Source organism: Arthrobacter sp. 10L424, assembly GCF_056395325.1.
Window position 1 is genome coordinate 21,423 of sequence record NZ_JBFTJH010000003.1, and the last position, 24,843, is coordinate 46,265.

Annotated in this window: 20 protein-coding genes and 1 tRNA gene; 12 read left to right on the forward strand and 9 right to left on the reverse strand. The window is 62.8% G+C overall.

The features are described from left to right. Positions 1-204 precede the first annotated feature (204 nt). The 3 genes from gltB (at position 205) to pyk (ending at position 7,838) form a co-directional block, all read left to right on the forward strand. Positions 205-4,815 carry a glutamate synthase large subunit gene (gene gltB / locus AC1DC5_RS05650; protein WP_476864495.1) on the forward strand — a complete coding sequence of 1,537 codons (4,611 nt, stop codon included), beginning with the start codon at positions 205-207 and terminating at the stop codon, positions 4,813-4,815. Further along, positions 4,808-6,265 carry a glutamate synthase subunit beta gene (locus AC1DC5_RS05655; RefSeq protein ID WP_476864496.1) on the forward strand — a complete coding sequence of 486 codons (1,458 nt, stop codon included), beginning with the start codon at positions 4,808-4,810 and terminating at the stop codon, positions 6,263-6,265. The genes gltB and AC1DC5_RS05655 overlap by 8 nt, the downstream gene beginning before the upstream one ends. A 73-nt stretch (positions 6,266-6,338) precedes the next feature. Continuing rightward, positions 6,339-7,838: a pyruvate kinase gene (gene pyk / locus AC1DC5_RS05660; RefSeq protein WP_476864497.1), complete on the forward strand. Its 1,500-nt coding sequence runs from the start codon at positions 6,339-6,341 to the stop codon at positions 7,836-7,838. A 92-nt stretch (positions 7,839-7,930) separates the two neighbouring features. On the opposite strand, the gene AC1DC5_RS05665 is transcribed toward pyk, so the two are convergent. Continuing rightward, entirely contained in the window at positions 7,931-8,536 is a 606-nt protein-coding gene (locus AC1DC5_RS05665) for an ANTAR domain-containing response regulator (protein WP_024368455.1), read from the reverse strand. Between the two features lie 206 nt (positions 8,537-8,742). On the opposite strand from AC1DC5_RS05665, the gene AC1DC5_RS05670 reads away from it, so the two are divergent. The 9 genes from AC1DC5_RS05670 to AC1DC5_RS05710 all read left to right on the forward strand — a co-directional run bounded on the left by AC1DC5_RS05670 (position 8,743) and on the right by AC1DC5_RS05710 (position 16,973). Then, positions 8,743-8,824: transfer RNA gene (locus AC1DC5_RS05670), tRNA-Leu, on the forward strand. Between the two features lie 686 nt (positions 8,825-9,510). Continuing rightward, positions 9,511-9,768 carry a DUF4913 domain-containing protein gene (locus AC1DC5_RS05675; protein WP_476864498.1) on the forward strand — a complete coding sequence of 86 codons (258 nt, stop codon included), beginning with the start codon at positions 9,511-9,513 and terminating at the stop codon, positions 9,766-9,768. 351 nt (positions 9,769-10,119) lie between these two features. Beyond that, positions 10,120-10,563, forward strand: a complete 444-nt coding sequence (locus AC1DC5_RS05680) for a hypothetical protein (protein ID WP_082492762.1) — start codon at positions 10,120-10,122, stop codon at positions 10,561-10,563. A 905-nt stretch (positions 10,564-11,468) separates the two neighbouring features. Continuing rightward, entirely contained in the window at positions 11,469-13,049 is a 1,581-nt protein-coding gene (locus tag AC1DC5_RS05685; RefSeq protein ID WP_476864982.1) for a competence protein CoiA, read from the forward strand. 167 nt (positions 13,050-13,216) lie between these two features. Further along, the gene (locus AC1DC5_RS05690) at positions 13,217-14,107 is read left to right on the forward strand and encodes a hypothetical protein (protein WP_162238834.1); all 891 of its coding nucleotides are present in this window, start codon (positions 13,217-13,219) and stop codon (positions 14,105-14,107) included. Positions 14,108-14,493: 386 nt separating this feature from the next. Beyond that, entirely contained in the window at positions 14,494-14,832 is a 339-nt protein-coding gene (locus tag AC1DC5_RS05695; RefSeq protein WP_476864499.1) for a hypothetical protein, read from the forward strand. After that, the gene (locus AC1DC5_RS05700; RefSeq protein ID WP_476864500.1) at positions 14,787-15,236 is read left to right on the forward strand and encodes a hypothetical protein; all 450 of its coding nucleotides are present in this window, start codon (positions 14,787-14,789) and stop codon (positions 15,234-15,236) included. Before AC1DC5_RS05695 ends, AC1DC5_RS05700 begins: the two co-directional genes overlap by 46 nt. Positions 15,237-15,321: 85 nt before the next feature. After that, entirely contained in the window at positions 15,322-16,500 is a 1,179-nt protein-coding gene (locus AC1DC5_RS05705) for a hypothetical protein (protein WP_056431842.1), read from the forward strand. Beyond that, complete coding sequence (locus tag AC1DC5_RS05710; RefSeq protein WP_056431844.1) at positions 16,497-16,973, forward strand: PIN domain-containing protein; 477 nt, start codon at positions 16,497-16,499, stop codon at positions 16,971-16,973. The genes AC1DC5_RS05705 and AC1DC5_RS05710 overlap by 4 nt, the downstream gene beginning before the upstream one ends. A gap of 204 nt (positions 16,974-17,177) precedes the next feature. Here the strand turns inward: AC1DC5_RS05710 and AC1DC5_RS05715 are convergent, their stop codons facing one another. From AC1DC5_RS05715 to AC1DC5_RS05750, 8 genes are all read right to left on the reverse strand, one after another. Beyond that, the gene (locus AC1DC5_RS05715) at positions 17,178-17,606 is read right to left on the reverse strand and encodes a nuclear transport factor 2 family protein (RefSeq protein ID WP_056431847.1); all 429 of its coding nucleotides are present in this window, start codon (positions 17,604-17,606) and stop codon (positions 17,178-17,180) included. Then, a complete protein-coding gene (locus tag AC1DC5_RS05720; RefSeq protein WP_056431851.1) occupies positions 17,597-18,403 on the reverse strand; it encodes an MBL fold metallo-hydrolase in 807 nt (268 codons plus the stop codon). The genes AC1DC5_RS05715 and AC1DC5_RS05720 overlap by 10 nt, the downstream gene beginning before the upstream one ends. Positions 18,404-18,519: 116 nt before the next feature. After that, entirely contained in the window at positions 18,520-19,014 is a 495-nt protein-coding gene (locus AC1DC5_RS05725) for a MarR family winged helix-turn-helix transcriptional regulator (RefSeq protein ID WP_056431854.1), read from the reverse strand. A gap of 214 nt (positions 19,015-19,228) precedes the next feature. Continuing rightward, positions 19,229-20,059 carry an SDR family oxidoreductase gene (locus AC1DC5_RS05730; protein ID WP_476864501.1) on the reverse strand — a complete coding sequence of 277 codons (831 nt, stop codon included), beginning with the start codon at positions 20,057-20,059 and terminating at the stop codon, positions 19,229-19,231. Further along, positions 20,056-21,408: an MFS transporter gene (locus tag AC1DC5_RS05735; protein ID WP_056431860.1), complete on the reverse strand. Its 1,353-nt coding sequence runs from the start codon at positions 21,406-21,408 to the stop codon at positions 20,056-20,058. Before AC1DC5_RS05735 ends, AC1DC5_RS05730 begins: the two co-directional genes overlap by 4 nt. Positions 21,409-21,482: 74 nt before the next feature. Continuing rightward, positions 21,483-22,439, reverse strand: a complete 957-nt coding sequence (locus AC1DC5_RS05740; RefSeq protein ID WP_476864502.1) for an alcohol dehydrogenase catalytic domain-containing protein — start codon at positions 22,437-22,439, stop codon at positions 21,483-21,485. A 295-nt stretch (positions 22,440-22,734) separates the two neighbouring features. Then, positions 22,735-23,277, reverse strand: a complete 543-nt coding sequence (locus AC1DC5_RS05745) for a 2,4'-dihydroxyacetophenone dioxygenase family protein (protein WP_082492763.1) — start codon at positions 23,275-23,277, stop codon at positions 22,735-22,737. Between the two features lie 184 nt (positions 23,278-23,461). Continuing rightward, positions 23,462-24,496, reverse strand: a complete 1,035-nt coding sequence (locus tag AC1DC5_RS05750) for a LacI family DNA-binding transcriptional regulator (protein WP_200913062.1) — start codon at positions 24,494-24,496, stop codon at positions 23,462-23,464. Between the last annotated feature and the right edge of the window lie 347 nt (positions 24,497-24,843).

Genomic DNA, 24,843 nt, shown 5'->3' on the forward strand with positions numbered 1-24,843 from the left:
TGGCAGCAGGGAAGGCAGCGGACAGCAGACAGTTGTTGTTCGCGCAAACCCGGGCCGGCGGCCGCGTAACTGTTAGTGCAGAAGGCGGCCCTGACCTACAATTCGAATAAGAATAAACACTTTGTTGTGCCCGTCACACCGGCGCACCGATGCGGGCCAATGTTGTCCCTCCCATACGCACGATCAGGAGGAAGGACGTCTCCCATGACCCAAACCCTGCACAGCCCCAGTTGGTCCGAGCCCCAGCAGCCCGCCATGTCACCTTTCAAGCGTTTCGCGGCGCTTCCCGAAGCGGCCGGACTCTACAACCCCGAGCAGGAGAAGGACGCCTGCGGCCTCGCCATCATCGCCACGCTGCGGGGTGAGCCGGGGTACGACATCGTTGACGCCGCCCTGACAGCCCTGCGCAACCTCGAGCACCGCGGTGCCGTGGGCGCCGACGAAGGTACCGGCGACGGGGCCGGACTGCTCATGCAGATCCCGGACGAATTCTTCCGCGCCGTCACCGACTTCGAACTCCCGGCCGCAGGCCAGTTTGTGGTGGGCACGGCGTTCCTTCCGTCCGAGCAGCGCGAGTCCGACGCCGCCAAAGCCGGCATCGAAGGCCTCGCGGCCGACGAGGGCCTGACCGTCCTCGGCTGGCGCGAAGTCCCGATCGTGGCCGACCTGGTCGGGGCGATGGCCCGGGCCTGCATGCCCTACTTCTCCCAGCCGTTCTTTGCCTCCAGCACCGGGGAAGTGCTGGAGCGCAACGAACTCGACTCCCGCGCCTGGCGCATCCGGAAGCGCGCGCAGAACAAATTCGGCGTGTATTTCCCGTCGCTGTCCTCCCGGACCATCGTCTACAAGGGCATGCTGACCACGGCCCAGCTGGAGCCGTTCTACCCGGACCTCTCGGACAAGCGGTTCAAGACCAAGCTCGCGATCGTCCATTCACGGTTCTCCACGAACACCTTCCCGTCCTGGCCGCTGGCCCAGCCGTTCCGGACCATCGCCCACAACGGCGAAATCAACACGGTCAAGGGAAACCGCAACTGGATGCGTGCCCGCCAGTCCCAGCTCGCCAATCCGCTGCTGGGGGACTCGCCGGAAGAGCTGTACCCGATCTGCACGCCCGGCGCCTCAGACTCGGCCTCCTTCGATGAGGTCGCGGAACTGCTTTGGCTCTCCGGCCGGCCGATCACGCACTCGATCATGATGATGATCCCCGAGGCCTGGGAAAACCACGCCACGATGGATCCCGCCCGCCGTGCCTTCTACGAGTACCACTCGCTGCTCATGGAACCGTGGGACGGCCCCGCCGCCGTTTCCTTCACCGACGGCAGCCTGGTCGGCGCAACGCTGGACCGCAACGGGCTGCGCCCCGGCCGGTACTGGATTACCGAGGACGGCCTCGTCGTCTTCGCCTCCGAGGTCGGCGTGATCGACGTCGAACCCTCCAAGGTGGTCAAGAAGGGCCGCGTCTCACCCGGCAAGATGTTCCTCGTGGACACCGACGCAGGCCGGATCATCGACGACGCCGAGGTCAAGGCCGAGGTTGCCGCAGCGAACCCCTGGGCCGAGTGGCTCAAGCACAACCTGATCGACCTCAAGGACCTGCCCGAACGTGAGCACGTGGTCCACACCGCCGCGTCGGTCAACATCCGCCAGCGCACCTTCGGCTACACCACCGAGGAACTGAAGATCCTGCTCGGCCCGATGGCCCGCACCGGCGCAGAGCCGCTCGGCGCCATGGGTTCGGACACACCGGTGGCCGTGCTCTCCAAGCGCCCCCGGCTGCTCTTCGACTACTTCGTGCAGTCCTTCGCGCAGGTCACCAACCCGCCGCTGGACGCCATCCGCGAAGAACTCGTCACGTCGCTGACCTGCGCGATCGGGCCCAACGGCAACCTGCTGGACACCAAGCAGGTCCGCCAGCCGCAGGTTTCGCTGCCGTTCCCCGTGATCAACAACGACCAGCTCGCCAAGATCGCGAACATCGAGAACGCCGACGGCGACAAGGTCGCCATGAAGGTCCGCGGCCTCTACCGCCCCGAGGGCGGCGAGAATGCGCTCCGCGCCCGGCTCACCGAAATCTGCGAGCAGGTCTCCGGTGCCATCAACCGCGGCGTGCAATACGTCGTCCTCTCGGACCGCGACTCGAACGCCCAGTGGGCGCCGATCCCGTCTCTGCTCCTCGTCAGCGCCGTGCACCACCACCTGCTGCGCAGCGCCAACCGTACCAAGACCGCCCTGGTGGTCGAGGCCGGCGACGTCCGCGAAACGCACCACGTGGCCGTCCTGATCGGCTATGGCGCCTCCGCGGTGAACCCGTACCTGGCCATGGAATCCGTGGAACAGCTCATCTCCACCGGCGACGTCCTTGGAGTGACCCCGCAGGACGGCGTCTACAACCTGATCAAGGGCCTCGGCAAGGGCGTCCTGAAGATCATGTCCAAGATGGGCATCTCCACCGTTGCCTCCTACACGGGAGCCCAGACGTTCGAAGCCCTGGGCCTCGGCCAGGACCTCGTGGACGAGTACTTCTCCGGCACGCACTCCCAGCTCGGCGGCGTCGGCCTCGACGTCATCGCGGCCGAGGTCGCGGCGCGCCATCGGATGGCGTACCCCGAGAACGGCATCGAGCAGCCCCACCAGGCTCTGATGGGCGGCGGCGAGTACCAGTGGCGCCGCGACGGCGAGCCGCACCTGTTCAATCCGGAGACCGTGTTCCGGCTGCAGCACGCCACGCGTGAGCGCCGGTACGACATCTTCAAGTCCTACACCCGCGGCGTGGACGACCAGTCCGAGAACCTCATGACCCTGCGCGGGCTCCTGAAGTTCAAGGCCGGGGTGCGCCCAGCGGTCCCGCTCGAGGAAGTCGAGTCCGTCTCCAGCATCGTGAAGCGGTTCTCCACCGGCGCGATGAGCTACGGCTCCATCTCCCAGGAGGCCCACGAAACCTTGGCGATCGCCATGAACCGGCTGGGCGGCAAGTCCAACACCGGTGAAGGCGGCGAGGACGTGGACCGACTGCTCGATCCCGAGCGCCGTTCCGCGGTCAAGCAGATCGCGTCCGGCCGCTTCGGGGTGACCAGCCTGTACCTGACCAACGCCGACGATATCCAGATCAAGATGGCGCAGGGCGCGAAGCCTGGCGAGGGCGGGCAGCTGATGGCGCAGAAGGTCTATCCCTGGGTGGCCCGGACGCGGCACTCGACGCCCGGCGTCGGACTCATCTCCCCGCCGCCGCACCACGACATCTACTCGATCGAGGACCTCGCGCAGCTGATCTACGACGCGAAGCGTGCGAACCCCTCGGCCCGCGTGCACGTCAAGCTGGTCTCCGAGGTCGGGATCGGCACGGTGGCTGCCGGCGTCACGAAGGCCAAGGCCGACGTCGTCCTCGTTTCCGGTCACGACGGCGGCACCGGCGCCTCGCCGCTGAACTCGCTCAAGCATGCGGGTGTGCCGTGGGAACTCGGCCTCGCCGAGACACAGCAGACCCTTATGCTCAACGGCCTGCGCGACCGTGTGGTGGTGCAGGTGGACGGCCAGCTCAAGACCGGCCGCGACGTCGTGATCGCCGCGCTGCTCGGCGGCGAGGAGTTCGGTTTCGCCACCGCCCCGCTGGTGGTCTCCGGCTGCATCATGATGCGCGTCTGCCACCTCGACACCTGCCCGGTGGGCGTCGCGACGCAGAACCCGGAGCTGCGCTCCCGCTTCACCGGCAAGCCCGAATTCGTGGTCAACTTCTTCGAATTCCTTGCCGAGGAAGTCCGCGAGATCCTGGCCGAGCTGGGCTTCCGGAGCATCGAGGAAGCGATCGGCCACGCCGAAATGCTCGACACCCGCGAGGCGATCAACCACTGGAAGGCCGAAGGGCTGGACCTGGACCCGATCCTGCACGGGCTCGAGTTCGACGACGACGCCCCGCTGCGCAACCTCACCGGCCAGAACCACGAGCTGGACAAGCACTTCGACCAGCGCCTGATGGTGATGGCCGCGGAAGCGCTGAGCGACCGCACACCGGTGAAGATCTCCGTGAACGTCATCAACACAGACCGTTCCGTCGGCACGATGCTCGGCCACGTGGTCACCAAAACGTTCAGCACCGACGTGCTGGCGACGGACACCATCGACATCACGCTGACCGGCACCGCCGGCCAGTCGCTCGGCGCCTTCCTGCCGGCCGGCATCACGCTGCGGATGTTCGGGGACTCCAACGACTACGTCGGCAAGGGCCTCTCCGGCGGGCGCATCATCGTCCGACCGGACCGCACGAACGTCTTCCCGGCGGAACGCAACGTAATCGCCGGCAACGTGATCGGCTACGGCGCCACCAGCGGCGAGATGTTCCTGCGCGGCCAGGTCGGCGAACGCTTCCTGGTCCGCAACTCCGGCGCCACCGCGGTGGTCGAAGGAATCGGCGACCACGGCTGCGAGTACATGACCGGCGGCCAGACGCTCATCATCGGGCGCACCGGCCGCAACTTCGGTGCCGGCATGTCCGGCGGCACGGCCTACGTGCTGGACCTGCAGACCGAACGCGTCAACAAGCAGGCCCTGGAGGCCGGTGAGCTGCAGCTGCGCGAACTGGATGCCGAGGACCGTGACATTGTCCATGGACTGCTGGTCAAGCACTCCGAGGAGACCGAATCGCTGCTCGCGGCCCGGCTGCTCGAGAACTTCGACGACACCGCAGCCCGCATCACCAAGGTGCTGCCGCGCGACTACGCGGCCGTCCTGCAAACCCGTCTTGACGCCATCGAAGAGGGCCTTGACCCCGACGGCGAAGAAGTTTGGTCTCGAATCCTGGAGGTGACCGGTGGCTGATCCACGCGGATTTCTGAAAGTACGTCAGCGCGAAACCCAGCCCCGCCGTCCAGTTCCGGTCCGCATCATGGACTGGAAGGAAGTCTATGAGGCCCAGGAAAAGGGAGTCCTCAAGGCCCAGGCCGGCCGCTGCATGGACTGCGGCGTGCCGTTCTGCCACCAGGGCTGCCCGCTGGGCAACCTCATTCCGGAATGGAATGACCTGGTCTGGCGGGACAAGGGCGAGGAAGCCATGGAGCGGCTGCACGCCACCAACAACTTCCCCGAGTTCACCGGGCGGCTCTGCCCGGCACCCTGCGAGGCGTCCTGCGTGCTGGGCATCAACCAGCCCGCCGTGACCATCAAGCAGGTCGAGGTCTCGATCGTGGACCAGGCGTTCGAGAACGGCTGGGTCAACCCGCTGCCGCCGGCCCGCCTTTCCGGCAAGACCGTCGCCGTCGTCGGCTCCGGCCCCGCCGGGCTCGCCGTCGCGCAGCAGCTGACCCGCGTGGGCCACACCGTCGCCGTCTACGAACGCGACGACAAGATCGGCGGCCTCCTGCGGTACGGGATCCCCGATTTCAAGATGGAAAAAGAGCACGTGGACCGCCGGCTGGAGCAGATGAAGGCCGAAGGCACCCGCTTCCGGACCGGCGTCGCCGTCGGCACCGACGTGACGTGGGAGCAGCTGCGCCGCCGGTATGACGCCGTCGTGGTCGCCACCGGCGCCACCGTCCCGCGTGACCTGCCCATTCCGGGCCGCGAGCTCGAGGGCGTGCACTACGCGATGGACTACCTCGTCCCGGCCAACCGCGTGGTGGCGGGGGAGACGGTGGAAAACCAGATCAACGCCGCCGGCAAGCACGTGATCATCCTCGGCGGCGGCGACACCGGCGCGGACTGCCTCGGCACGGCGCACCGGCACCAGGCCGCCTCGGTCACCACCCTGGCGATCGGCAAGCAGCCGCCGGCGGAACGCGCCAGCCACCAGCCGTGGCCGACGTTCCCCACCCTGTTCGAAGTTGCCAGCGCCCACGAGGAAGGCGGCGAACGCACCTACCTCGCCTCCACCGTGGAGTTTGTTGGCGAGAACGGCAAGCTCACGGGCGTGAAGGTGGCCGAGACGGAGTTTGTCGACGGCAAGCGCCTCCCGAAGGCCGGCACCGAGCGGATCATCCCCGCGGACCTGGTCTTCCTGTCCCTCGGCTTCACCGGCCCGGAACCGGCCGGGATCACCGAGCAGGTCAGCGCCGAGTTCGACGGCCGCGGCAACGTGGCCCGCGACGGCTACTACATGACCAACACGGAAGGCATCTTCGTCGCCGGGGACGCCGGCCGCGGACAGTCGCTGATCGTCTGGGCCATCGCCGAGGGACGCGCCTGCGCCGCCGCGGTGGACAAGTTCCTCATGGGCAGCACCATCCTTCCGGCTCCCGTGGCGCCGACCGACCGGGCCATGGCCGTCCTGTAGGCCGCATCCAACGGTCTCCGGCCGTTCATCCTGAAACAACTTCATCCATGCAATCGACTACTAGGGTAGGTATATGAGACGCGCTAAAATCGTGGCCACGTTCGGACCGGCAATCGCAAGCTTCGAGAACACTCTCGCGGTGCTGGAAGCCGGCGTCGACGTGGCCCGCATGAACATGAGCCACGGCGACTACTCCGTGCACGACTCCACGTACGAGAACGTCCGCAAGGCAGCAGGACAGCTCGGTAAGCCCGTCGCCGTCATGGCCGACCTGCAGGGGCCGAAGATCCGCCTCGGCCGATTCGTGGACGGACCGCACCTCCTTGCCGTGGGTGACACGTTCACCATCACCACGGAGGACGTACCGGGCACCAAGGACATCTGCTCCACGACGCTCAAGAGCCTCACCGAAGACGTCAACCCCGGCGACGCGCTGCTGATCGACGACGGCAAGGTCGCACTGCGCGCGATCGACGTCGACGACGTCAAGGTCGTCGCGCAGGTGATCGTCGGCGGGTACGTCTCGAACAACAAGGGCATCAACCTGCCCGGCGTTGCGGTCAACGTTCCGGCGCTGAGCGAAAAAGACGAGGACGACCTCCGCTGGGCCATGCGCCGCGGCGTGGACATGGTCGCCCTCTCCTTCGTCCGCGACGCCTCGGACATCAAGCGCGTGCACGAGATCATGGACGAAGAAGGCCGCCGCGTCCCGGTCATCGCCAAGATCGAAAAGCCGCAGGCCGTCGACCAGCTCCCCGAGATCATCGACGCCTTCGACGCCATCATGGTTGCCCGTGGCGACCTCGGCGTGGAGCTTCCCCTCGAGGAAGTGCCGATCGTCCAGAAGCGCGCCATTGAACTGGCCCGCCGCTGGGCCAAGCCGGTCATCGTGGCAACCCAGGTGCTCGAGTCGATGATCGACAACCCGCGCCCGACCCGCGCCGAGGCCTCCGACTGCGCCAACGCCGTCCTCGACGGCGCCGACGCAGTGATGCTCTCGGGCGAGACCAGCGTGGGCAAGTTCCCGATCGAGACCGTCAAGACCATGGCCCGGATCATCGAATCCACCGAGGTCCACGGCCTGGAGCGCGTCCCCCCGCTGGGCACCAAGCCCAAGACCCGGGGCGGCGCCATCACCCGTGCCGCCGTCGAAATCGCCGACCAGCTGGATGCGAAGTACATCTGTACCTTCACCCAGTCCGGCGACTCGGCACGCCGACTCTCGCGGCTCCGCCCGATCCGGCCTGTCTTTGCGTTCACGCCTGTGGAGCAGGTCTGGAACCAGCTGGCGCTGACCTGGGGCATCATGCCGGTGCTGGTTCCGATGGTGAACCACACCGATGCGATGACCGCGCAGGTCGACCGCAGCCTGCTGAGCCTCGACGTCGTGGAAGACGGCGACATGGTGGTCATCGCCGCCGGTTCGCCTCCCGGAAAGGCGGGTTCCACGAACATGCTGAAGGTCCACAAGGTCGGTGACCTCGCGGATGCCGGCAGCACCGGCGAAGCCGAGGTCGCCAAGGACAAGCTCGGCCCCTGGCCGGAAAAGAAGAAGAAGAGCGCTAAGGCCTAGTCGCTCGGTTAGACAAAAGGGAGGGTCCCCGCCACGTTTCACACGCGGCGGGGACCCTCCCTTTTTGGTCTCTTTTGTTTGCTTGCCGGCTGCTAGTTGACCTGGTTGATGATGGTCTCGGCAACCTCGCGCATGCTCAGGCGGCGGTCCATCGAGGTCTTCTGGATCCAGCGGAAGGCTTCCGGCTCCGTCAGGCCCATCTTGGTAGTCAGGAGGCTCTTGGCGCGCTCCACGAGCTTGCGGGTGGCGAACTGCTCCTGCAGGTCGGTCACTTCGCTTTCGAGGGCCTTGATTTCCTCGTGGCGTGACAGGGCAATTTCCAAGGCCGGGATGAGATCCGCCGGGGTGAACGGCTTGACCACGTAGGCCATGGCGCCCGCGTCGCGGGCCCGCTCGACGAGTTCCTTCTGGCTGAACGCGGTCAGGAGGACCACGGGGGCGATCCGGGCCTTGACGATCTTCTCGGCAGCAGAGATGCCGTCCATGACGGGCATCTTGACGTCCATGAGGACCAGGTCCGGCTTCAGTTCCTCGGCGAGCTGCACGGCCTTCTCGCCGTTGTCCGCTTCGCCGACGACGTCGTAGCCCTCGCCCCGCAGGATCTCGATGATGTCGAGCCGGATGAGGGTTTCATCCTCGGCAACAACCACGCGGCGCGCCGGCTTGGACGTGGGGTTTGACTCCGTCTGTTCTGACACGGGAACTCCTTGGAAAGGTACGGCGGGAACAGGACCATCTTAGGTTCTGTCCGCTGTTGTACTTGGACCGGTTATGTTCGATGCGGCGTCACTGGCGCGATTCTGGAATTCAGCCTATCTGCATGTAGAGTAATTTCGCGCACTGGAAGCGATCGCGTTGCTCACAGCACTGTGGGTTGGGCGATTATGACACCGGTGTACTCCGCGCCCGAGTGGCGGAATTGGCAGACGCGCCGCACTCAAAATGCGGTATCGAAAGGTGTGTGGGTTCGAGTCCCACCTCGGGCACGTGTTTTCCCTGTTCAGGGGCTTGTGAGCCTCTGAGTGTGCACAAACTGTTCACTGATGGGCCCCTGCGGGGGCCCTTTTTCGTTGGTGGCCGTTTCTGTAGCCGGGTGGCTCCTTTTCTTGATTTCCGGCAGCGGTGATGCTGCCTACTCGTTCATGGCCCGGAGTGCCGCTAACTGCATGACTGAACGCTGGCTGGGGGAGATGTGCTGCCTTTGCTGGTTTGCATTTCTTGATGTCATGACTGTTCATGGCGACGTTGCCAGGCATGTGCATGACTTGGTGCGACTTGTTGACGGTCAGGCGGCTAGCGCTTCCTTGAGCTCGGCGCGTGCCCGGTCGGCACGGGCGAGTCCCTGGTCGGTGAACCTCTTCTCCGATGACAGTCCAAGAGCAACGAGGGCATTCTTCCGGGCGGTAGGTCTTGGTCGTTCGTGGATACGCGGGCGCATCCGATGAGGAGCCCGGTCATAGTTTTGGATGTACCGTTTAGCCCCCATCACCGGGCATTTTGCGGGAAGGTCTTACGGGAATCGACTGGCCCCACAACGCGGCGATCGTGATCCGGAAATTTTGGGTTGTGGTTGCTCCGGTGAGGGACCGGCTAACGGGACGGTTTGAGGGCTCTATACGGGACGCCCCTTACGGTGCGGCCCCTGCCGGTCCTTGACCCGCGGCGATACGCTGTGGGCCCCGAGTGGTACAAACACCCCGAAGCCCTCATCCGGGTGGAAGCAATCTGGCGTCCCTGGGAGCACCTCCGCATGGAGCCGGCCCTCGGCATCAGCACCTGGTGGCTAACCCACGCCGACATCCACATGCGCGTCCTCATAGACAAAGAAGGCCCGTTCAAGAAATGCGCCTACGACGGACACAAACCACCCCGGTCCCAACTTCCCGTGTCGCTCCCTCACAGACCGCCCGAGGGCGGCATTTTTGACTAAGAAATTTTGCCGACGACCACGACTAGGAGAAGTTTCGTCCAGTTGGACATCTCGCCCTAACTACACGCCGAAGTGACCGCCTCCTTCAGGGAGCGTTTTGCAGACAAGGTGCTGCTCGCACCTTTGTAAAACGTTGAGGAGTGGAGTCCTTCGCTTCTTGTCGAAAGCCCAATAACCCCTTGCGGGACCCCTCCGGCTCAGATCGGGGAAACGAAACCGAAAAAGAATCGCAAAAAACATCGATTGGAGTAATGACAGAAAGCACTCCTTGCTGTGATAATAGTCGCGGCTCTGCCCCACTGGGTGGAGTTCAATAGGGCGGGCTCTTTGCAAGCCTGGGGGGAGATTTGCATGTTTAGAGTCGAAAAAACCGAGGACAATCTGGTGCCTCGAGTCGCAGATGCCGACGCCGGCGTATATCTCGAATGGTTAGTAACCGGCAGCCGCTACACCACGGAAGTTTTCGAGCTGCTAACTGAAAGCGGCGGAATTCCTTTCACCACGTCGCGAGAATCCGTCGTTGACGCTGAAACTGGACTTAAGTTCACGCTTTTCAAATTTAACACCTTTGGAAGTGCCCCTCGATCTCAAAGTAGAGCCGCGCACCTAGTCAATCGCACATTCAGCGACGAGAACGAAAAGCAATATTGGATGAAAAATGCAGTGGAGGCTCTGCTAGTCTTTGGAACTGCTTTCAATGGCTTGGATGCGCCTTACAAAGGGTTCACGCGAGTTGAATTGAATAATCATATCTACACGCTTGAGGATTTCGGATATACGCTACTCCATAAATAGAGCTATTTAGGTCAAAGGTGGGGGGAAATTGACTGATTTAAATCTTGCGGGTGCGCTCGAGGTGTTCGCCAATCTCGGCGATAATTCTACATTGGACGATTTCGAGAAACTGGTTCGCCAGGTATCCGTGGCCCAGAGAGATGGTTCAACCCCACCTGTCGCTTATGCGTACAGCGGGCCAAGCAATCCGTATGAGTGGGACCATCGCTTCCTTTGCAGAAGAACTTAGATCAAGGCTGCCTGATGGGCGCTGAGGACTCGGCGTCGTCCATCAATGCTGCTTCCTTCATCGCGGCTCGAGTGACTGGGATGCCCGCAAGCCGATCCCCTTACGGACACCTGAAGGGGTCGCCGCATCTGGATCCCCTGTGTCTCATAACCTCAGTGCCTCGAAACCCTAGCGTTTCAAGACAGTCGGCAGGAGTCGACAACGGACGTGACTGCCGGTGCGGGCCGCGTTCCCACCGGCAGCCGAAGTCAGTGAGGGTGACATTTAGCGCTGCAAAAAGACCGCCATTTATCGTAGAAATTCACAGCTGCGAAACGGCGGTACAAGTTGTTGTCTCAGAAGTCCTCAAGGAAACCCGGACTGCGACGACAGGGGCATTTGATGAAACTCGGCTAAAGGTGCCCACAAGGTGCCGTCGAGATAGACATGCCGGAAGTTCTGGGACTGGAATGCCCACCAGAAATTAGTGGCAGGACCGACAGGGACGGTGATCGCGTGTCCTTCGTTGAACTGGTCATGCCCTATTCATACCGGAAAACGCAAGGGCGCCTGAGGATCCTGCAAAGGGTCTGCGCCAACCGGGGTGCCCTGCTCTGTCGTAGCAGCGGGCTCGAATCGTCAACGGTTCCTGATGGCGCCGTCGGCGGACGGCAGGTAGATTGACCGCCAGGTGACAATGGGCGTGGTGGTGGGGGGATCTTCGTTGCAGCTGGTGGCGTACATCAATGGTGAGCGAGTCGATGCGACTGAGATGGCTCATCGGCCGTGGCGTGATCTGGTGAAACATCCGCGCTATGCGGAGCTGGTGCTGATTGAATGCGGGCTGCGGGCCAAACGGGTGACCTCCCACATGGGCCGCCAGTACTTCGCCCATTACCCGAGCCTTGAGTGCCCCGTCGTGCACAAGTCGGAGTCGCCCCAGCACCTGGCCATGAAGCAGGCGCTGAAGGACAGGATCAACGCGGCCCCGGGGTGGACCGCGGAGGTGGAGGCCGCTCATCCCGAGCGGGCCTGGACTGCCGACGTCTTGGCCACTAACACGGACGGCCGGCGGCTTGCGTTCGAAGTCCAGCTCTCGCAGCAGACCGAGGAAGAGTTCGTGCGCCGGTCCCAGCGTTACGTGGACGATCGCATCGGCCCGGTGTGGGTTGTCCCCAAAGACTTCGATTGGTTCCGGGTGCAGCTGCCGATGATCGTAACGGGCTTCGGCAAGGCCAGCGACCTGCCCGGGAATCCTGCTGAATTGATGGAGCTGCTCGACCACCAGCCGCTCATCGGAAAGATGGCCCGGTCCGGGGCGATAGTGGACGCGGTCCTGCAACCAAGATTCAAGTGGCCTCACGGGACGCCACGGCACCAGTGGGACACCATCCAGCGACTGGAGGCTGAGCGCGCCGAAGCCGCGGAGGCCGCCAGGGTGAAGGCTGCTCAGGAGGCCAAAGCGAGACAGCTCGTGGGCAAGGAGGAGGTGGAACGCAAGGTGGAAAGGGACTCGCTGTTCGCGGTTCAAGCTGTGGCACCGGACGTCGGGGCTGTACCCGCAGTTAGGGCGGGGATGAATGTGTGGGCGAGCATCGTCAGCTGTTCTGGCTCCGGCCACCCTTTCCTCATCTGGCGGCTGCTGGAGCCGCCGGCGAGGATTGATCTTCGCCCATACCGGCCGGGCCCTGAAAGCCTTGACCGTGTCCTTGTCCCGGTCGAGGCCTGGCTTCAGGCCGCTGGCGGCTCGCTGGTCCGAGGCAAATTGGTCACCGTGAACCGACCCGGTAAGCCTCTGGGGTTCGCATGCCCTACATGCAACGACCTGGTCCAGGGGCGGTGGGTGTCTTCGATACCAAATTCGAAGTGGTCAGCAATTGCCGAACGTAGCCAGGCGGAGGTTGACGTTCCCAAGCCGCCGGAACCGGGCGCGCGCCCTGGGCCGCCAAGGGAGCAAACCTTCAGGCCTAAGACGGTGCACCGGCCGGCGCGCATTGAGGAAGGCCACCCGGAGTTCATCGGCCCGCGGCCCCGGGCCCTCTGGATGTCTGAGGCCAGGGACGCGACCGAGATCGCCGCACGCCAGGCGGCCAAAGATGCCAGGGCGGCACGACTGCGGGAGATCAGCGAGAACCCACGCTACATCGGCAGCGCCAACGGATTCAGGATCCAGTGCAGTGACTGCGGCGGAACTTTCGAAGACGACAACGAGGGCATCCACGCGAACGCCAAGTGTCTGGCGCGTGGCGGCAGCAACCCGGCTGGCAGTTGGCGATGACGGGCGGTCGTGAAAGGGTCGCACCCATGAAGCCGATCATCCTGCTCGACCTCGACGGCGTTCACAACCCGGCACGCTAAGTGCTGTTCCTTGACGAGGCTGTCAAGGCTAACACCCTGCGCTAGTCCAAGCCCAGACCTGGGCCAAGCCACTGTTAGGCTCCCTGTGTGAGTAAGAGCAGCCCCGGTCCTCGTCGATACACCAGTGCCACTGTGCGTGCGCTCTACGCCCTTTCAGGGACGACGTGCTACTACCCCGACTGCCCACGCTCGGTGGTCACCTTCATCGATGAAGAGCCTTTTACTGAGGTTCAAATTGCACACATCCGAGCTGCAAGCCCGGACGGTCCTCGCAATGACCCAAACATGACGGATGACGAGCGCAGAGCCTTTGCAAACCTGATCCTGCTTTGTAAGCCTCACCATGACCTCGTAGACAAGCGCCACCCGGACCGCTACTCCGTCGAGAGACTGGTGGAGTGGAAGTCCGAGCGGGAAGGCTCCATGGGCATCGAGCGGCAGAATCTGTCCGGCATCGATGAAGACGCCCTGATTGACGCCATACTAACAGCCATCTCAGCCGCCCCACCTCAACGCACGGTGGTAGCAGAATTGGGGTTGGGTTATTTTGGGGCGCAGGGCTTGGTGGAGTTCCCGACCGCCACAGCTAAAAAATTCATTGGTATCGAGCAGTACAACAACCTCGGGAATCAAGTCCTGCTACTCACAGTGCGGAACACGGGGACACTGCCGGCCTATTGGGACGGGCATATGCTCTATTACCGTCCCTGTGGGATTGCCCGTGCCGGGGACAACTACTTCCCGTACGACAACCCGAAGTTACCTCACCGCCTCGAGTCGGGTCAGTCAGCACGCTGGCTGTATTTCCTCCCCGAAGTCATCAATCTGGTGGCGTTCATGCGGGACAGGAAGCTAGGGATTGAGACCTTGGTGGCGAAAGTTAACTTGGGATCGGGCGAATCGATCGATTCGAGCCCACTGCACGTGGATTGCCTTCCCGGGGGACAGTCCCAAAGTCCTGACGGGGTGCCGAGCTAGAGGTCCACCATGACAACCGGCTTCGCTGCCGAAGCGGTAAGGCTTACGGAGGCGTGCCATGCCATCTTCGGTGACCCAGCGACGTGGATAACAGCCGACGGCTACCCGGATAGCACGATGTGGCCGGTGGTATTCCATGCGTTCGTGATCCCGTTCCGTTCATCGCTGGGCCCAGTGGTAGCTGTGGTTGCGAAACAAGCTGGCAGTCAAGCGCTGACTACGAGCCAACCGACGGCCGTGCCTCCTATGTCGAACGACAGGGGAGGCAATTTTGCTCGTTCGATCCAGAGACAGGATTCACACTAAATCCATCCACCCCCGACCAGGTTCGCTACTACGTCTACCTGAATCCCGAAGATCTTGATGATGCTTGCTAGAGTCCGAGAGTGACGACTGACTTCACCGCCGAAGCGGAAAAGCTGACAGCGGTATGCCGAGGCATCTTTAAGGACGAGAGCAAGTGGATTGCCGCCGATGGCTACCCGCACAGCCTGGCGCTCTGCATCATTGACTCCATCTTCTCGACGGGCTCTCACTACAACAGCGTCATCAATGTCGTGAATGAGTACCGGGCCTACCGGCGCGCCGAGAACGGTGACGCGGACCAGGACGGCACCAAGGAGCTCCTGGCGACCTTTGCCGCCGTGGCAACAGTGCGGCTGTCTGGGCAGACGAAGTCGTGGATAACCGCAAGCCGGCGCATACCAAGAAAAACGCCCCTCTGAAAGCCGAGGTGATCCGGCAGGCGGCTGAGAGACTCCACGAGCTGAACTACAGAACACGGGATGACCTGCACCGGGCTTACGCCGAGGACGAGCATCTCACCAAGTTGAAGAACGTCTGGCTGGACCTGCCAAGCCAGCGTTCCGGCGTGACGTACAACTACCTACTTATCCTGGCCGGCTTCCAGTCGGTGAAGCCGGACCGTATGGTGATTCGGTTCATCAAGGAGAACGTCGAGCTGGAGAACCGGCGGCTCAGCGAGGAAGATGCTGCGGCCCTGATCAAGGGGGTTGCGGAGCTGTACCCCACGGAGCCACGCCGGCTAGACCACGTGATCTGGCGGCATGTGTCAGGTCGGGAAGTCTTCAAGGAAGAGGAAGTGCTCGCGCAGAATATTCAGAGGTGACGCGCGATGATGGGCGACGAAGGGTATGCACTCGGGTGGATCGAGAGTGCAGGCACGACATCGTGAGTGGTAAGGGGGAGCTTATTTGGCGATTGAGGTTGTTTTGGATGGAGAGACCGTCCCGGTTGACGAGGCGGTGTTCAGGTTGCTGCTCGACAATTCCGTGGCGGGAACCTATAAGGGCTATGAGAATGCGCTCGGATCGCACCGAATAAAGTTCTCCGACCTCGTGTCGCTTGCGGAGAAAGGCGACATCCCATACTCCCTGTTCTTCGCACCGTTTGCGCTGGTGCAGGAGCAGGTAAAGAAGAAGAATGAGAAGTTGCTTGCGGGACTCGGCAAAGACACGTTCTCGATAGGGTCGCGCTCGAAGGTGGAGCTGCGGGACGTCGAACTTATCGTCAAGGACCTGATCCGAAAACAGCACCTCGTCCGGAAGCACGATAAGTCGCTCCAGCGGAACAAGATTGTGGGCGTGCTCCGTGATGACGGGTCATCCATCGATGCCGACGCAGCACGGCTCATGTCGGCCATAGGCCTTTCGCACGAGGCGGTCCGTGCGTGCAAGACCAAGGAGAAGGCGCTCGATCTCATGATTGATCGTCTCGAAGCCAACCAGGTTTTGGTGTCGCGAAGTGTCCAGCACTACATGCCGCAGCGCTTGACGCACGTGAAGTTCAGTGGCATGACGATCCGAGACAACAAGGTCCCGTTTATCTTTCTGGCAGGAGGAGACCACGGGGACGACCAGGAGCCGGCCGGTCGGACCATCTTCACGCTGGCGCTGATGACGGTGCTCGTGGCCCGAAGAATATTCGCTCCAATGACCTGGGACGGCGGCAGCGTTCAGACGGATCCCGGGCGGGAGTACGATATCGCTGGTGCAATGCTGATGCCATGCGACCGGTTTAAGGCGATCCGACCCACGTCGCTCGATGACATGAGGATCGCGTCGGACGCATTCAAGGTCACTGCGAGCGCCGTAACGGTGCGCGCGATGAGGCTGGGAATGATCAATGCTGAGACCACGAGCAACTACCTCGCGCAGTTGCGGGAGGAGTTCCGGAGCCGCCCCAAGGGCGGTCCTCGGAGCCCGATTCACCCTGAGAATGCCGTTCGGAAGTACAACGGGAGGGAACTCAGCCGGAGGATGCTGCACGCGCTTGATAACCAGAGCATCTCACCAGGCGAGTTCTGCCGTGCAGTCTGTTTGAACCACCTCAAGCCAACTCAGATCGATGACCTCAGGCGGGCTCTCGGATGAGCGACTTCGGGCGACGGTACGTCGTCGACACAAACGCGCTCAGTCAGCTTGGAAGAAGGCGACGAGCGAGCGAGTACTTTCTGGAGAGCGCCGTCATACCGGAGGCTGTACTGCACGAGGCCAAGGGCTTTCCAGACATCACATCGCTGCGCGACAACGTCCACCCGACGACGCCAAGGGTGCTCCAGCTGCTGGTCGAGGTCATGGCCACAGTGCCGGACACTGACACCCGGCTCGTCAACCTCTACGCCAACCTAGGTAACGCCGACCCGCTGGTCGTCGCATGCGCCCTCGAGGGCCAAGAGCACGACACCCAATACCTCATGGCCCCGGAGTGGTTCGTCGTCACTGGGGACGCGGCAGTCCGCGACAAGGCGGAGGAGTTCGGACTGAAGGTGCTCAGCAACTCTCAGTTCGCAGCGCTCATCGACGGAGCTGGGGCTGAACAGGAAGGATCGCGCGGCGGTGGATGACGGACTGCAATCAGCCGCGGGATTTTGCGGCGATGAGTCTTCACGCGCGAAGATGCGCTCATTGGTGAGTTGCCCGCGAACCTTTAAAGGTGTCACGGAAGTTTGAACCCAGCAGAAGCAGGCGGACGCCGCAGGCTTCATATGCGGGATTCGTGGGGGCTCCCTTCAGCCGGCCTTGAGGGTGAAACGAAAGTCGTCGCAGACTTATACCAACAGGCTTGCTTCGACGACTTTCGCGGTGTCGACGAATTGTTCGAAGCGGACGATGAGTCCGCCGCGGACGATGAAATGGTGGGCCACCCGGACGTTCAATGGGTTCCCGGTTGCCCGGTGCGTGGCGGTGTACCTGGCGAGGACCACTACGTTTTCACCTTCGACGATGTATGTGTCGTCGTGGGCTGCCCAGCCGTCCCAGTCCCGGCCGAGAATTTCCATGACATTGGACGTGACCCCGTCGGGGGTGCGGTAGGTCCCTGCGAGGGGGAAGCCGGCCATCTCAGTCCATTCAACATCCGGGGCCATCGTGGCGCGGAGCGCTTCGAGGTCACCTGCTGCTGATGCCAGATACTGCCGGCGGACGACATCGCGCGGCGAGGTTGAGCGGGCAAGTTCGGTGTAGTCACTCAGCCCCATGTCATTTCCCCCTTGGCGACCTTGGGTCCGATTTGTGCCGCGATCAACATCCCGGAGTTTGGGTAGCTTTCGATCAGGGCAGCCGTAACAGCCGCGGCATTTGCTGAGCGGGCGAGGATCCGTTCGAATTCCTGGAGGTAGGACCGTGTGTAGTCGATGGCTGTGGAATCGTTGGCCGTTCCCGGCAGCCGGTGGCCTGCGATGACGAGATCCGGGTTGAGGGCCCGCATCTGGTCAAGGAGTTCGATCCAAGCCGAGCGCTGTTCGGGGGTGGCCGTGTCTGCGGTCCAGACGTGTTCTTCCTGGAAGACAAGGACTCCACCGACGACTGCATTCTGATCGACGTTGTAGAGGTAGTGCCTGTCAGGTAGCAGGTCAGAGCCGCCTCGGAGTTCGAAGCGGCACCCGTCGAGTTCGATCGCGTCTGCACTCAGGGGCGCGATCGTTGCCAAGCGGGTCGGAAGGTTGGCACCCAGTGCTGCCCACGCCTGGAGTTTGCCTTCGTAGGTTGCCTGGATGTGCTCGATGACGATCGGTGTCGCCAGGACTGTGGCATTTGGGAACGCATCGACGATGACTTCCAGGCCGAAGTAGTAGTCAGGGTCAGCGTGGCTGATGAAAACGGTGTCCAGTTCTTTACCGGAGTCCAGGATGGCCGCGACGAGACGATGACCGTCGGCCCGGGTGAAGCCGGCGTCCACGAGGAGGGCCTTTGACGGGCCGGTGATCAATGTTGCTGACTTGTTGGGTGAACCTGCGGGAAAGTCGAGATCAAAGACCTCAAAATGCAGCGACATGCTCGTGAACCTTTCTCGGATGCCCCGGAGTGTCCGAAGCGAGTCGCGCAGTACGCTCACTCAAATCCAACAATAGCTGACTAGTCAGCTATTCCCTAGGGGTGTAACCCGTTCGATCATGGCATGATCGGCAGGTGCTGTGCAGCGTTTTTGCTGATCTTCTTCACGGCCTCCGAGAGCACCTCGGCTTCTGCGGGTGAGAGCAGGTCGAGCATGTACCGTTCAATTTTTTCCACGTGGCGGGTGCTTGCCCGGAGGAGGACGTCTTCGCCATGTGTGGTGAGGCGGATGAGCTGGACCCGGCCATCGACAGCAGAGCTCTCTCGTTCAATAAGGCCCAGCGCTGACGCCCTCTGCACCAGTCGGGTGGCTCCGCCGGACGTCAATACCCGCGCCTGCGCGATGTCACGTACTGGAATTCCCTCGTTGCCGCCCCTTGCGGCCAGGAGGAGAAGTTCAAAGAGTGAATGACTGAGCCCGAACTCCTGTTCCAGGGCGCGGCCGAGGAGAAACTCCAGCCGGTTCGCCGCACCCAGTAGGCGCCCGAAGACCAAGATGCGATGATCGTTGGCAGCCTCTTGGCCTGATCCAAATTCCGTTGCATTGTTCACGGTCCAACACTAAGCGGAACCAATGGGGTGTCGCTTGCCCCTTCTTGGAAGTTGGTTCACAGATAGGGCGCCGTGTCGCTGACCAGGGGCATGGGACCCCCGTAGCCCGTTTTGCCACCGGCACAAAAGCTGGCCATCTGGAGGCCTATCAGCGGGCCTGGCCGGAGGGTCGAATCGAGCCGGCGGTATCGTGGTGGACAGCTTGGCGGCAGACTTAGCGGGAGAGCCATCCCCCGTCGACGTTAATGACGGTTCCCGATAGATAGGTGGAGGCCGCGGACGCGAGGTAGACCGCGGCGCCGCCGATTTCGTCGGGTTGTCCCCAGCGGCCTATAGGCATGCGGCTGCGCATGGCTTGGTACCTTGCGGGGTCTTCGCGGTGGGCTGCAGTGAGTTCTGTTTCCATGTATCCGGGCGCAATTCCGTTGACTCTGATTCCATGGGGGGCCCACTCGTTGGCGAGGGCACGGGTCACTCCCAGGAGTCCGTGTTTGGATGCCGCGTAGGAGGGTACTTCGACGCCTCCTTGGAAGGCATTGATGGAGAGGATGTTGATGATGCTGCCAGGCTGGTCATCGCCGAGCAGGGAGCGGGTGAACGCTTGGGAGAGCACGAAAGGTGTAGTCAGGTTCAAACCGATCACGGATTCCCAGTCTTCGAGGGTTGTCGTGAGCGCAGGTCCGCGCCGGATCAGCCCGGCGTTGTTGACGAGAATGTCGGGCCCTCTTCCGGTTTCCTTGGCCCAGGTGATGATTTCAGCGGCCTGGTCCGGTGAGAGAGCGGCGAGATTCTGCGACCGTATCCGGCATTTCACGCCGTGCGCTTCCAGTTCGTCCTTGAAGTCGTTCAGAGGCGAGAGGTCCAGCGCTATGACTTCTGCTCCGGCAAGTCCCAGGGCAGTGGCGACCGCACGGCCCAGTCCTCTGCCGGCGCCTGTGACGAGTGCGGTTTTGCCGTGTAGGGAGAAGGGGTTCGTCGCGAGTGGCTGTCCGGCCGCAAGGGTTGCGGTGTTTCCCGTTGCTGAACCGGTTCCGGCGGGCTTCATTTCGTGGTCTCCTGTTCGAGTACGCGGTCGTGCCGCAGTGATGATTTGGCGGTTTCCTTTGCCACAAGTGCTGCAATAAAGGTGATCGTTGCCGCTATGCCGAGGTAGATGCTGACACCGAGGGTGTTTTTCTGGTCCACGCTGCCGAGAATGGCGATGGAGATGAGGGGTGCAAGCCCGCCGGCGAAGACCGATGCCAGCTGGTAGCCGAGGGAGGCGCCGCTGTAGCGGACGCTGGTGCCGAACAGTTCAGAGAAGAACGCTGCCTGGGGAGCGTACATGAACGTGGTGCAGACGAGGCCGACGACGATGGCAAGGATAATAAGTCCGTCATTACGGGTGTCGATGAGCGGGAAAAAGACGAAACCCCAAAGACCCGTGCCTGCCGCGCCGGCCAGGTAGAGGGGCCGGCGGCCCACGCGGTCGGAGAAGGATCCGATGATCGGAGTGAGCACGAACTGGGCCACAGAGCCGATCAGCACGCCGGCGATAGCGACGTCCTTGCGCATTCCCAGATACGTGACCATGTAGGTAATGACGACAATACTGAAAATGTAGTAGGCGATGTTTTCGGCCAAACGCATGCCCATGGCAATGGCAACCTCACGCGGGTATTTGCGCAGGACCTCGAAGATTGGGGCCTTGGCCTTCTCGCGCATGGATGCGGCCTTCTTGGCTTCGGCAAAGACGGGGGACTCCTCGATACTCAGGCGAACCCAGAGCCCGACAAGCACCAGCAAGGCGCTCAGGAGGAAGGGGATGCGCCAGCCCCACGCCAAGAAATCGCTGTCTGACTGCACTGCGGCCAGCACCCACAGCACGACTGCGGCCATCAGGTTGCCCAGCGGTACGCCGGCCTGGACCCATGAGGACCAGAATCCGCGGTGCCGGTCGTCGCCGTGTTCGGCGGCCATGAGGACAGCGCCGCCCCATTCACCGCCCACTGCGAAGCCTTGGAGCAACCGGCAGAAGACGAGAAGCAGTGGAGCGGCAACTCCGATCATGGCGTAGGTGGGCAGCAGGCCGATGGCGAAAGTGGCCGCTCCCATGAGCACCAGGCTGATGACGAGCATCTTCTTGCGGCTTACACGATCTCCGAAGTGACCGAAGATGATGCCGCCCAGGGGCCGGGCGACGAAGCCGACAGCATAGGTGCCGAAGGCCAGAAGCACTCCGGTTGCCGGGTCCTGGCTGGGAAAGAATACCGCTCCGAAGACCAGCGCTGCGGCTGATCCGTAGAGGAAGAAGTCATACCATTCGATGGCCGTGCCGATGAGGCTGGCAAATACGACCTTGCGGATCGGTGTCCGTGCGAGGGTGACGGACGTCTGGGTGTGTGCGTTAACCATGGGGGTCTCCGTTGGATGTGTCACGATGCTTGATGATGGCGTCTGGTTACGGTCAGCGTTGACCTGCAGGCGCTTTAGGGAAGGAGCACGACCTTGACGGCTTCGGCGTCGGCTGCCGCTTGGAGTGCGCGAGTGCCTTCGGTCAGAGGGAAGGTAGTCACCAGCGACGCCCACATGTCAGGCGCTGCCTCCAGCGCTGTCAGCGCGTTGCGGTAGTCGAGGGCGACTGAGCCGTAGCTCCCGACAAGTTGGATCTCGTTCCTGGCCAGCACATTGATGTCTACGGCCGGGATCGACGGGAACAGGCCGGCGACGACGATGGTTCCGCCCGGGCCGATATTTGCCACCGCAGATGACAATGCCTGGGCCGCGCCCGATGCTTCCAGCCACCCGTTCAGCCCTGCCGGGGTCACGTCCTCTGCCTGGATGGTTTCCAGACCAAGTAGCCGGGCCAGGGGCAGGCGATGCTCTTCGTCGCGTGCTGCGCCGAGGAGCGTAACCCGATGCCCGCGCTGTTTCAGGAGCAACGCGGCCATGAGGCCGATCGGCCCGGGACCGCTGACGATGACACGGGCCTGGGCCGGTATCGATTGCTCCAGGCGTGTCACCGCGCGCAGGGCCACGGACAGCGGCTCCGTGAGGGCGAGAACCGCAGCGGGCAGCTCATTGTTCACCGGCACGGCGCGGTATTCAGGGATGGAGAAGAGATCTGCGGCGGCTCCGTCAAAGGAGAGCCCCAGCACGGTTCGGTCCAGGCAAAGTTGACGAGTTCCTCGACGGCACAGATCGCAGGATCCGCAGCCATCGATGGCAATGGGCACAATGCGTTGACCGATCCATTGGCTGCCCGTTCCCGCTCCGGTACCTACAACGACGCCGACCGCTTCATGACCCAGTGTCACCGGGCAATGGACCCATTCGTAACCCGTGTCCTGACGCCATGCATGCACATCGCTGCCGCAGAGGCCGCAGGCCAGTGTCTGGACAAGGAGCTCTCCGGGAGCCGGGTCGGGCTTGGGATGCTCCTGCACCCGCACGTCTTTCGGTGAGGTGCTTTGTTTTCTAAGGGCTTTCACGGTCAGCCCTGTACGAATTTGTTCATCGGTTCTTCTCCTTCGAAGTTCCGCAGTCTGTGGTAACGGCTGGTCCGTCGGCGCCGGCAGTGCCGGGGCAGGTTGACAGCGTCATTGGTGTATCCGGATGCCGCCCGGTGCCGCTCCTGGCTGCAGTGGTCGCAGGAGCAGCACCGGACTCGGCCCCGGGTTGCGGCCAGCTTGTGGCGATTCCGGGAATCGCGGTCCGGCCCCCGAGGGGAGAGGAGGCCTCTTAGCGGATGAATTGATCGACGTAGTCGGCGCCAAGGCCTACTGCTTCGTAGTGTGCCCGGGCAAGGGCAATCTTGGTGAAGACATCCTCAATGCCGGTGGGGTTGCCGTCGGGATCCACGTAGATGTAGGTGCCGGTGACGTGGAACAGGGTGGCCATTTCCTCGACCCCGTCAGGGACGACGAGCGTGTGGATATCGCCCGGTGTTTCGAAGGCGTAAGTCCCTTCTTCGGCCCACCACTCGTGCTCCAGGTAGTGCCAGCGGCCCTTAAGGGTGATCGCGTGAACCGGCCCGGCGTGCCTGTGGCGGGAGAGGATCCCGGATTTGCGCACGCGCAGGATGTTCACGAAATATCCCTGGCTCGCCGAGAGAATCAGCGGGCGGAAGGACACGTCCTTGGACTGGGGCACCCACAGGCGCTCGTCCGCGTCCAGGTCGAGAGCGCCGGGCACGATGACGTCATCGATGATGCCATAGGGCTGCTCGCCGCGGTAAGGAACGGCAGCCTCATCCATGGTTGCTTCAGCAGCATTCGCAGTCATTCTTCTCCTTCGAAGTTTAGGAACCGATGTGGATGTCACATCATTTGCGGAACTGAATCGATTAAGTTCGAACGTGGCCAAAACCAGGGTTCCTGAATCGATTAAGTTAAGTATTCATGCCGTCGGGCCGGTGCGCAAGAGCTTTGGAGGATTTTTTGTTGTCCGAGTCACATTCGGGGGTTGCTTAGCCCGTTGTCTCCCTGACTTGAAGGATGTGGGGGAGCACTATGCGCTCGGGGGGCCCGTCGTATCCCTGGATTCTGCGGAGCAGCAGTTCGAAGCCGCGCCGTCCCATCATTTCGCGGGGGACCGTCACTGTGGTCAGCTGCAGCGGGCCGGCGCTGGAGAAGCTCATGTCGTCGAATCCGGCGACCGCCAAATCCTCCGGCACCCGGAGCCCCCGTTCCCGGCAGACGTCGAGGACGCCCACCGCGATCATGTCGTTGCCGCACAACACGGCCTCAACCTGCTGCCCGGCGCTCAAGAGCGTCCGGGCCCGGGCGGCCCCGGATTCCCGGGTCAGCGCACCCCAGAGCCCGTCCTCGTTCACAACGGTCGCGCCCTCCATCGCCAGGCCTTCCCGGAAGCCCCGCTCACGGTCTCGGGAAACACTGGACGCGCCGGCGCCGCCGAGCACCGCGACCCTTTTTCGACCTGTCCCTGCCACATGTTGTGCCAGCTCCCGGGCCGCAGCCAGATTGTCGACTACTACCGAATCGGCAGCAGCTCCCTCGAGCACTCGGTGCAACTGCACGAAGGGAACACCGCGTCGGGTGAGGCTTTCAAGCAAGTCGCGGTCCTGATCGGCTACAGAAGTGAAGAGCAGGCCGGCTGAATTCCGGTCAAGCTGTGCCATTGCCGCTTCGGTCTGTCGCTCCCCATTAATGCCGACGTTGGAGACGAATACCTCGAAGCCCTCCAGAGTGGCCGCGGCGATCACTCCGCTGGCAAGATCAGGGTAAAACGGGTTTGCTATGTCGGCGAAAAGCAGGCCGACGGCATCTGTCCGCCCGCGGCGCAATTGCTGGGCTACTTTGTTGGGGCGGTACCCCAGGTCTTCCGCAGCAGTGAGGACACGATCACGTAAATCCTCACTAACCCCGGGCCGCCCGCTCATTGCATAGGACACTGACGCGGATGAAACACCCACCCGCTGTGCAACGTCGCGGATGGTGACTCGCACGCTCTTATCTGGGCCTGAACGCTCTTCCGTCACCATAAACGAAAGCTTATCCGTTTAAGAAGATTCGAGCGTCGCGCTTTCTCCTTCGGCCGCGCTTAGCCATTTAGCCGTTTCTCATGAGGTGAGCGCCGATGCGGCTTTCCTCTCCACGGAAGCCGGCCACCTGCTAGCCCGTTGCCGAGTTAGGACTCCGCGTACAACAAATCGTCGGCTGCCATCTCATCAAAGAATCCCCCTGCGGCAAGCCCTGGGCGCGGACCTCCTGGGCGACCGGTGGGCCCACAAACTCAGCCGCACCCTGGCGGCGGCGAGCACTCACTCGAGGAAGACGGCGGACTCTCGTGTCGCTGGCGGACGTGTTTCGTTTAATCCAAAGGACCCCT